This is a genomic window from Arthrobacter sp. Br18 (assembly GCF_000520555.1).
Lineage (GTDB): Bacteria > Actinomycetota > Actinomycetes > Actinomycetales > Micrococcaceae > Arthrobacter_D.
On record NZ_AZSA01000265.1, the window covers coordinates 1 to 7,712 of the forward strand.

12 protein-coding genes and 1 pseudogene are annotated in these 7,712 nt (G+C 60.3%); 5 read left to right on the forward strand and 8 right to left on the reverse strand.

Annotated features, from left to right (window positions below):
- Together Y704_RS24770 and Y704_RS23760 are read right to left on the reverse strand one after the other, a co-directional pair.
- Window positions 1-556, reverse strand: a 556-nt coding sequence (locus tag Y704_RS24770; RefSeq protein WP_216698928.1) for a cupredoxin domain-containing protein, incomplete at its 3' end; no start/stop codon positions are given.
- Between the two features lie 171 nt (window positions 557-727).
- Window positions 728-901: a hypothetical protein gene (locus Y704_RS23760; protein WP_155850166.1), complete on the reverse strand. Its 174-nt coding sequence runs from the start codon at window positions 899-901 to the stop codon at window positions 728-730.
- Window positions 902-1,586: 685 nt separating this feature from the next.
- Between Y704_RS23760 and Y704_RS0101710 the strand changes: the two genes are divergently transcribed.
- A complete protein-coding gene (locus Y704_RS0101710; RefSeq protein ID WP_343212795.1) occupies window positions 1,587-1,820 on the forward strand; it encodes an SHOCT domain-containing protein in 234 nt (77 codons plus the stop codon).
- A gap of 432 nt (window positions 1,821-2,252) precedes the next feature.
- Here the strand turns inward: Y704_RS0101710 and Y704_RS0101715 are convergent, their stop codons facing one another.
- The gene (locus Y704_RS0101715) at window positions 2,253-2,633 is read right to left on the reverse strand and encodes a DUF302 domain-containing protein (RefSeq protein ID WP_253904192.1); all 381 of its coding nucleotides are present in this window, start codon (window positions 2,631-2,633) and stop codon (window positions 2,253-2,255) included.
- A gap of 169 nt (window positions 2,634-2,802) precedes the next feature.
- On the opposite strand from Y704_RS0101715, the gene Y704_RS24280 reads away from it, so the two are divergent.
- Window positions 2,803-3,006 (forward strand): hypothetical protein, encoded by a 204-nt coding sequence (locus Y704_RS24280; RefSeq protein ID WP_216698930.1) that lies wholly within the window; start codon window positions 2,803-2,805, stop codon window positions 3,004-3,006.
- Between the two features lie 216 nt (window positions 3,007-3,222).
- Here Y704_RS24280 and Y704_RS25515 read toward each other — a convergent pair whose 3' ends face one another.
- The gene (locus tag Y704_RS25515; protein ID WP_035771175.1) at window positions 3,223-3,777 is read right to left on the reverse strand and encodes a TetR/AcrR family transcriptional regulator; all 555 of its coding nucleotides are present in this window, start codon (window positions 3,775-3,777) and stop codon (window positions 3,223-3,225) included.
- 72 nt (window positions 3,778-3,849) lie between these two features.
- Between Y704_RS25515 and Y704_RS0101730 the strand changes: the two genes are divergently transcribed.
- The 3 genes from Y704_RS0101730 (at window position 3,850) to Y704_RS0101740 (ending at window position 4,991) form a co-directional block, all read left to right on the forward strand.
- On the forward strand, window positions 3,850-4,206 hold the full coding sequence (locus Y704_RS0101730) for a DsrE family protein (protein WP_026548850.1): 357 nt from the start codon (window positions 3,850-3,852) through the stop codon (window positions 4,204-4,206).
- Window positions 4,207-4,249: 43 nt separating this feature from the next.
- Complete coding sequence (locus Y704_RS0101735) at window positions 4,250-4,543, forward strand: putative quinol monooxygenase (protein ID WP_026548851.1); 294 nt, start codon at window positions 4,250-4,252, stop codon at window positions 4,541-4,543.
- Window positions 4,544-4,682: 139 nt separating this feature from the next.
- Complete coding sequence (locus Y704_RS0101740; protein WP_026548852.1) at window positions 4,683-4,991, forward strand: DUF427 domain-containing protein; 309 nt, start codon at window positions 4,683-4,685, stop codon at window positions 4,989-4,991.
- Between the two features lie 947 nt (window positions 4,992-5,938).
- Here the strand turns inward: Y704_RS0101740 and Y704_RS18185 are convergent.
- The 4 genes and pseudogenes from Y704_RS18185 to Y704_RS24285 form a co-directional block, all read right to left on the reverse strand.
- Window positions 5,939-6,238, reverse strand: a complete 300-nt coding sequence (locus Y704_RS18185) for an antibiotic biosynthesis monooxygenase family protein (protein ID WP_051476590.1) — start codon at window positions 6,236-6,238, stop codon at window positions 5,939-5,941.
- Window positions 6,239-6,279: 41 nt separating this feature from the next.
- A complete protein-coding gene (locus tag Y704_RS0101750; RefSeq protein ID WP_026548853.1) occupies window positions 6,280-6,654 on the reverse strand; it encodes a thioredoxin family protein in 375 nt (124 codons plus the stop codon).
- A 66-nt stretch (window positions 6,655-6,720) separates the two neighbouring features.
- On the reverse strand, window positions 6,721-7,371 hold the full coding sequence (locus Y704_RS0101755; RefSeq protein WP_026548854.1) for a cysteine hydrolase family protein: 651 nt from the start codon (window positions 7,369-7,371) through the stop codon (window positions 6,721-6,723).
- A gap of 114 nt (window positions 7,372-7,485) precedes the next feature.
- Window positions 7,486-7,712 (reverse strand): annotated as a pseudogene (locus Y704_RS24285) (haloacid dehalogenase type II); the annotation flags it as partial.

Sequence of the window (7,712 nt, forward strand, 5' to 3'; positions counted from 1 at the left end):
CCATGTCCGGATGGTCCGCCATCATCTTCTCGTGCATCTGCGCCATCCCCGCGCCGCCCATCATCATCTTCTCGTGCATCTGCGCCATCTCGGGATAGTCCAGCATCATCTGGTCGTGCATCTGCGCCATCTCGGGATGGTCCAGCATCATCTTCTCGTGCATCTGCGCCATGCCTTCGGCTCCGACAGTGAGAGAGCCCTTCATGTTGCCGTGGAATTTGCAGAAGAACCCATAGGTTCCTGCTTCACTGGGAGCCGTGAAAGTGGCGCTAGCCCCACCCGGGATGGTGACATCGAAGGAACCATCATCGGCGGTCACCGAATGGGCTTCGGTGTCGTTATTGGTCACCGTGATCTCACCGCCCGGGTTGACCGTGCCTGGCCCCGTAAACACGAAGTTATCGATGGTGATAGCCATCTGCTCGGTGGTCATTGCCGGTCCGGACTGGGACACCGGGCCGGAAGAGGCCAGAGCGGCCCCCGTAGACCCGAGGCCTGCCCCTCCAACCAAGGCTGCGGTGAAAGCGACGCTGAGAACTTTTCTACTGGTGATCATGATGAGTTCCTCTGGCAGGGTAGTGGGGTAGTTAGGGAGACAATATCCTGGCCGTCAATCGATTCGACGAACCCTTGCCCCGAAACCTCCGCCACGTGACACTTGTCATCTGCGGCGCATTGGGCTGCCTCTTCACCAATCCTATCGTGCGTAGTAGACCTACGCACGGGCCTACTTCTTCGCGAGCCGCCATCGGAGTCTTTTCTCGGACAGTCGACCGAAACCGAGCAGCTTCCCATCGAGCAAAATACCGGGCGCGAAAGCAACGTCGTAGCGCACTGCGAGTTCGCGGCCCTGGGCGCTGGCAAGCTCGACTTCTTCGATTACTAAAAAAATTTGTGCCACTGATGGACAACCTGTCCACACGCGACGCCATTGCTGCCCCACGAGAGAATTGCGGCTCACCCCCAGGTGGACGGCTCTGAGCTGGTCCCCCGGGGCTCCACCCGCCCACAGGTGGATGACCCGTAAAACACGACAGCAAGAGTAGGGCACTGGTTGTCGGTGCCCACCCGGTACAGTCCCTTCGCGTGAGCAGAACAAGAGGTACGCGGGGAACCCCACGGAGTTGCATCTGGTGCTAGCCCTTCGCTCTACCCTGTGCGTCGAGTGTGGAAAATGCCGCCTTTTTTCGCCGAACCTTCACCGGAACACCTCGCCATCCCGCAAGACGGTCGGCTTATGCGGCGGCTAGCCGGGGATGTTCGAACTCACCACAGAGTCGGAACTTGGCCACATACAAAGTGGTACTGGATATCGCTGCACCCAGCGGCAGATTTCGGCTCTCACGCCGAGCAAAATACCTCGCCTAGGGAAAACAAACAATCCAGTCACAAGTGGCCGGAACGTTGTGCACGTGCGGATAATCGCTGCCTCAAACTGCTCCCGAGAGGATCATGAAACAAATCGACGCCGCTGATTTACCCCCCGGGGTATAGAAGGTAAGGTGGGAACAGTTGCCGGGGTTTGCCCGGGCATGTAACAGGAAGGGGAAATCGTGATGGGTGGCAACGGATTCGGCATGGGCGGGATGTGGCTCTTCGGCCTTCTCGTACTTGTTGGTGTGATCCTGTTGGTGTTTCTGGTCGTGCGGTTTTTCGCCGCCGGTAACCGGGGAAATCCTTCCGCAGGCAATGGTGATACTGCCGGTGGCGCAGGCAACCGGAGTGCGGCCCGGCAGATCCTCGATGAACGATATGCGAAAGGGGAACTGACGGATGAGGAATATGCCCAACGCCGCAGGACTCTCAGCGAGGGAACCTGATGCGGGGCCTTCGACCGAGGCTGACGAAGCGCCTACCATTTCTTTGAAGGATTCGGATCGATCAGCAGCGATAGTTGGAGGACGAGATGGCCGGTTCGCCTGAGGTCATACACACCTCCTCTGCTCTGGAGCGGCGGCGGACCGGCCATTAACAGCCGCAGTTCACGGCGCGCTCAACGCTGCCTGCGCCATGACCGACGCCCGCAGACTGCAGTGATCATCCAGAGAGCCGCCGTGGCACCTCTGAGGCATGAAAGCGCGCTGATGCGATGAACTGCTGCCGGTAGTGGGAGCGGCGCCAGCCGCAGTAGCGTATTTTGCCTGCCGCCAATGGGATGGGTGAGCGCCCGTGTGGCTGTAGTGCTGCAGGACCGGGCAGGAGCGTGCCTCTCATTGCGGCGGACTGTTTCACGCTTTGCGGGTACCTTCCCCTCAAGGACTTCCTGATGAGGAGCTCCCCTGAAGGGGGTGAAGTTTGCTGAGAGCTGCTTGGAGCCGGGCGTCGGCGTCGTCGGCTATTTCGCGCACTGCGTGATTGTTGGTGAGCTGGACCATGGTTTGCGGATCGATGGCCTCGACTGTTGTTTCGGTTCCTCGGCGCACAACGACGTTGCATGGCAGCAGTGCGCCCAGGCCAGGTTCTGCCGCCAGAGCTCGGCTGGCCAGCTGCGGGTTGCAGGCGCCGAGAATGACGTAGTCGCCTAGGTCGTGGACGGCCTCTGCCCCGAGCTTCGCCTCGAAGGTGGCCCGCACGTCGATTTCGGAGAGAATTCCGAAGCCCTGCGCTGCGAGGGCGGCGCGGGTCTGCTCCACAACCTCGTCGTATGCCAGTGGTAGGACGCGGAGCCTGCGGCTATCCGGACGGTCGACCTGGAGAAGAAGTTCTACATGGGACCGTACGACCTGGCTGACAAGGCGGGGGTATCGCGAACGAGGGCCGTGGCGCTTCGCCGTCACTCGGGGCTCGACAGCAACGACGACCATGTCTCCCATCGCTTCGTGTTCGGAAAACAGCAAACACATGCGCTATTCGGACAACGCGCTGAAGGCCATGAAGGAAGCAAAGGCGCAGGTTGACATGGATCATGTCTGGGCCGCGCACCGCACCTTGGCGCGGAACAAGGGTGACCAGTCCCGTCCTGCTTGTGACCAGCCAGGCTGCGTCGCGAAATTGGATGTGCCGTAGCTACAACATGCCTGATGACAGAGCGCTCCTGCCGCGGAGAGTTCGAGTCCTAGTGGAGGATCCCCTTACGACGTCGAAATGGCACGTCGGGATCAAAGGGAATGTCCATGGGCCTGCTATTCGCCTGTTGAGCCGTCGAGCATTTCGCGAAGAATGTCTAGATGCCCGCAGAGCGTCTGTGATCTTCATCAGTTCGTCTAGTTTCGGGTGAACGGTCTAAAGAAGTTCCTGCGCCATGGCGCCCGCTTCGCGAACCAGGGCGGCGTCACGGGCGACCTTCGCTGCGGTGATGGCGGCGTCATAAAGAAGGACGAGACGGGAGACGATGGTGGTGCCCGGGTCCTCCTGAACAAGGCCGGATATGTGTGTGCGAACCGCGGCGCGGTAACGGTCCGCGACCTGCCGCACCGAGACACATTCCGGAAGTTCGATCACTGCGTTGGTGAAGGGGCATCCGTAGAAGGTGTGCGATTCGACGGAGAGTGCGAGTGCTTCGAAGAGGGCAGTGACCCTCTCCCGCGGGGGACACCGGGGATCATCAAGTGCTCGGGCGTGATCGACCCATCCGTTGAGTTCTTCCTCTAGGTACGCCACCACGAGCGCCTCCTTGCTGGCGAAGTTGTTGTAGAGGCTGGCCTTCGCCACTCCCGCGCCGCGAACGACGGGATCGATTCCCGTGGCGTTGATGCCATGTTCGTGGAAGAGGCGACTGGCGGATTCGAGGAGGCGCGCCCGCGCGCTCGGCACCGGCGTTGCAATCGTGGATTCCATGATCGGATTTTACAGACAGATCGGTATAGTTGTCAGTGACCAGATCGGTCTACCGAGGAGGAAAGGCACACCATGTCAGATTTGAAAATTGCCGTCGTCATCTACGAGCCCATCGACTCCGACGCTTCACGCGTCTACCGCGGCCTCAAGACCGCCCTCGAATTCAAACAGGCGGGCGATGATGTCGTCGTCGTGTTCGACGGTTCGGGCGTGGAAACGTTGGCTGCGATCACCGCGCCCAACCACAAGATGAATCCCCTGGCCGTGGCTCTCAAGGACAACATCCGAGGCGCTTGCGGATTCTGCGTCACCGACCATGGGGTCTCCGACGCTATCGCTCTGGGAGGCTGGGACCTGCTCACTGAGTACAAGGGCGAAGCGAGCGTGCGGAACCTCGTGGTCGAGGGTTACCAGATCCTCAGCTTCTAAGCTTCAATCTGCCCTCCGGCCAGCCACTTGATTCGGAGCACTCATGACCCTCACCGTGCTTCTCGACCTGCGACTCAAGCCAGAATCAGCTGCGGCCGCGCCCGCGATGCTGCGGGAAATCCTCGCCCAGACCCGCGCATTCGACGGGTGCCAGGGCGTCGACGTGCTCGTCGATACTGCGAATGCCACGCACGTGATCCTCCTGGAACGCTGGGCCTCAGCCGAAGCCGATGCGGCCTACCGTCAATGGCGCGCTGGAGCAGGCGCGACCGAGCTAGGGTCACTCCTCGCCAGCGCTCCGCAACTCTCGCAGTTTGAGACCGCCAGCGACATCTGATCGGCCCTGCGGAGCAGGACCGAGCACACACCCTCGGTTCTGCGCCGTTGCGTGTCCCAGGTTACGGAACCCGGGCCTGCTCGGTGCTGCTGTAGATGTAACCGCGGGTCTTTCCCGCACAACTCGCAGGGAGCAGTCCATGTACCAAGCAATCTGGAATGGCGTCGTGTTGGCGGAGTCCGAAGAAACCATTCGGGTAGAGGGCAACGACTATTTTCCGCCGAAGTCACTGATCTCTGCGCACTTCTCCAAAGCGTCCCTGACGTCGCAGTGCCCGTGGAAGGGAACCGCGCAGTACTACACGCTCTCAGTCGACGGGCAGAAAAACGCCAATGCCGCGTGGTACTACCCCAACCCGACGCCGGCGGCCGAGAATATCCGAAACTACGTCGCGTTCTCCAACGGTGTTCGCATCGTGACGGTTCAAGAAAACAGCGACCGCGCGTAAACCCGTTCGTCGTCCTGTGCCGCCGGGTCATGACCCGCAAATGACCGTGCGGCAGGCCCCGCGCGGAACAGAGCCGCAGGTGACCTCGCCTCGGGCCGGAGGAACGTCCGGTCCTCCGACCACCCGGCGCGCGTCCCTCGAAGCGGTCGCGGTCGCGGTGTCGGGCGCAGTGGCGCTCGGCTGGGCGCTTTTGGGGCGCTTCAGAAAACGGAAAAATACCACGCTAAGCGTTGCTGCTCGAATCCACGGTTCCGGATTTCACCGAGGTGATTGAACAACACACGGCCCGGATCCGGAATCCCGTGATGCGCTCCTGCAATACCTCTCACCACTGGGGTGGGAACACATCAACCTCACCGGTGACTACACCTGGCGCAGCAGCGCTAGGATCGGTGCGGGCAAATTTAGGCCACTACGATCACCGGCCAGAGCTTAGCGTGGTATTTTTTCCGTTTTCTGACGCGCCCCCACTTGTAGTCTGACGCGCCCCCCACTTGTAGTAGGTCACCCGGACGAAGCCGAGCTCACAGGCCACCGCCGACACGTTCGGATTCAGCGCCAACCGGCGAAAGAACTCGGCCTTGTCCTGGCCTCGAATACACTCGAGAACGCTGCCGAGGCGTGGAGGTCCCTGACTCATGGCGCCACCGGTAGCAAGTGTCCGGACTCAGCCCGAGCTCGGCCGCGACCGCACGGATCGTGTCACCCCGATCCAGACGCCGGAAAAACTCAGCTTTCTCCTGAGCCGCATACTGCCGATTCCGCTTCCGCGGTGACGAAACAACCATCCCTGCAACTCCCCATCAGTCAGGGTGTTGCGACGACCACTGGAATCCAAGAGAGATGAGCATTTCGTCTTTAGAACGCCGGGCGACCCAAGAATTGATCGGTGGATCTAGGCTAAGCCCGCAACATAACCACCATTCCGATCAGCCGCTTCGTGACATCTAATCGGGTTGCACGGTGTCAGCGTCGAAATGAATCATTTCCACCGAGGTGACGTGTGATTGAAGCAGGGTCAGCACATTGCGGCCCTGATCCGTCTCGGGAAAAACTTCCGTATGGTCGCTCAGCGATTCCCACCCCACACGGAGCAGGTAGATGTCCGGCTGATCGACGCTGGGATGCAGGTCTACTGACCGGCATCCGTGAACGGCCAGTAGGTTTTCCCGGATAGCGGGGTACGTATTGCGGAAGCTGTCATGCCCGTCGGGACGGATGGTGAGTTGCGCGTGCTCATAAATCATGAGGTCGTCCTGTCTGTCGTGTGGTGCGTAAGACCCATCAGTTAGCTGCCGGCCATTGATTTGTCCGCAGCCAGGCCATGATGAATGGCCTGCATGTCGAGTGCCCTGACCTCAGTTATGTCCTGTTCGAGCGCAGCGGCGTCGATCGCCCCTGGCTGGGAAAAGACCAGCACTTTTTCGCGGAAGGCCATCAAGGTAGGGATGGAACTGATGCCCGCCTGGGCGGCAAGCGTTTGTTCGGCCTCCGTGTCGACCTTCGTGAAAGCGATGTCGGGATGCTTCTCGGAAGCTGCGCTGTAAGTCGGTGCGAACAAGCGGCAGGGCGCACACCAGCCCGCCCAGAAGTCAATTAGAACAATGTCATTGCTGTTGAGCGTGGTTTCGAACGTCTTTTCGGTGATGTCAACGGTTGCCATCGGGGTCGCTCCTTATGGGTTCAGTGAGGTATGGCCGGAGATGCTCTTTCAGGCTTCTCTCGCGGATCAAGCTGTGAGAGCAGCCAGTGCCTCATCGGTGGTCATCACAGCTCCCGCGATGTAGTTGAAATTTGTCATGGCAGCCGCGTAGCCGTCACCCAGTTCCGGGTGCTGCGGTGCTGCCGTGGCGTCAGAGACCACGGCCACGTCGAATCCCTGCTCCAGCAATTCCCGCAGGTGGCTCTCGATACAGAGATTGGCTGACATTCCCGCTAGAACCACCTTGCTGATGCCGCGCTTACGAAGCTGAAGCACCAGATCATTCTGCTCGGGACCGTACACCTTGTGGGGGCTGCAGACGACGGTCTTTCCATCCTGGATGTACGGTTTGTATTGTTCCAGCCAGTCAGCACCTGAGCCTTCAAAACCTTCAAGGCTCAGTGGGCCGGGACGGTCGAACATTCCGATCTCGTGCATCTTTTTCTCCAGCGTCCCGCCGAACTCCCACTGGTGGTCGTGCGGGAAGTAGTAATGCGGTGAGATGAAAACTTCGTAGCCGGCAGCTTTCGTCCCGGCGAGCAGTTGATCGATGTGCTGGACGGTGTTGTTCTCCCGGACACTGTTGCCGACCAGTTCCCAGGTGACGCCCTCGGGGCTGAGGAAATCGTTTTGTGGGTCAGTCAACACAAGCGCTGTTGTGGATGGATCAAAATGCATGGCTCTCCTCGGGTGGGGCTGAATTCCGAACGAAATTCCACTGTAACGCTAGGCGTCCGAAACGGTTTGTTCTGTAACCCAGGACACCGTTCCCCTATGTCGGTACTGGACCGATCAGCCCTCGTGGAGGATTTCCGCCAACTCCAACAGGTCCCTGGCTTCAATGTCGGGCTGAGCGAAGTAGGAGGGGTAGGCGGCGGCCGCGCGGTTGATCCAGGCGGTCTGCAATCCGGCGGTCTTCGCGCCGTGGATGTCCCACGGGTGCACCGCGACGAGCATCAGATGACCGGTTGTGTGGCCGGTGTCCCGGGCAGCGTAGTCGTAGTGGTTGGGTCCCCGGG

Bases quoted from the DNA above. Each gene is read 5' to 3' on its own strand.
- Y704_RS0101710 (WP_343212795.1), top strand. From the start codon at position 1,587: ATGTGGCTCTTCGGCCTTCTCGTACTTGTTGGTGTGATCCTGTTGGTG.
- Y704_RS24280 (WP_216698930.1), top strand. From the start codon at position 2,803: ATGTCTCCCATCGCTTCGTGTTCGGAAAACAGCAAACACATGCGCTAT.
- Y704_RS25515 (WP_035771175.1), bottom strand. From the start codon at position 3,777: ATGGAATCCACGATTGCAACGCCGGTGCCGAGCGCGCGGGCGCGCCTC.
- Y704_RS0101730 (WP_026548850.1), top strand. From the start codon at position 3,850: ATGTCAGATTTGAAAATTGCCGTCGTCATCTACGAGCCCATCGACTCC.
- Y704_RS0101735 (WP_026548851.1), top strand. From the start codon at position 4,250: ATGACCCTCACCGTGCTTCTCGACCTGCGACTCAAGCCAGAATCAGCT.
- Y704_RS0101740 (WP_026548852.1), top strand. From the start codon at position 4,683: ATGTACCAAGCAATCTGGAATGGCGTCGTGTTGGCGGAGTCCGAAGAA.
- Y704_RS18185 (WP_051476590.1), bottom strand. From the start codon at position 6,238: ATGATTTATGAGCACGCGCAACTCACCATCCGTCCCGACGGGCATGAC.
- Y704_RS0101750 (WP_026548853.1), bottom strand. From the start codon at position 6,654: ATGGCAACCGTTGACATCACCGAAAAGACGTTCGAAACCACGCTCAAC.
- Y704_RS0101755 (WP_026548854.1), bottom strand. From the start codon at position 7,371: ATGCATTTTGATCCATCCACAACAGCGCTTGTGTTGACTGACCCACAA.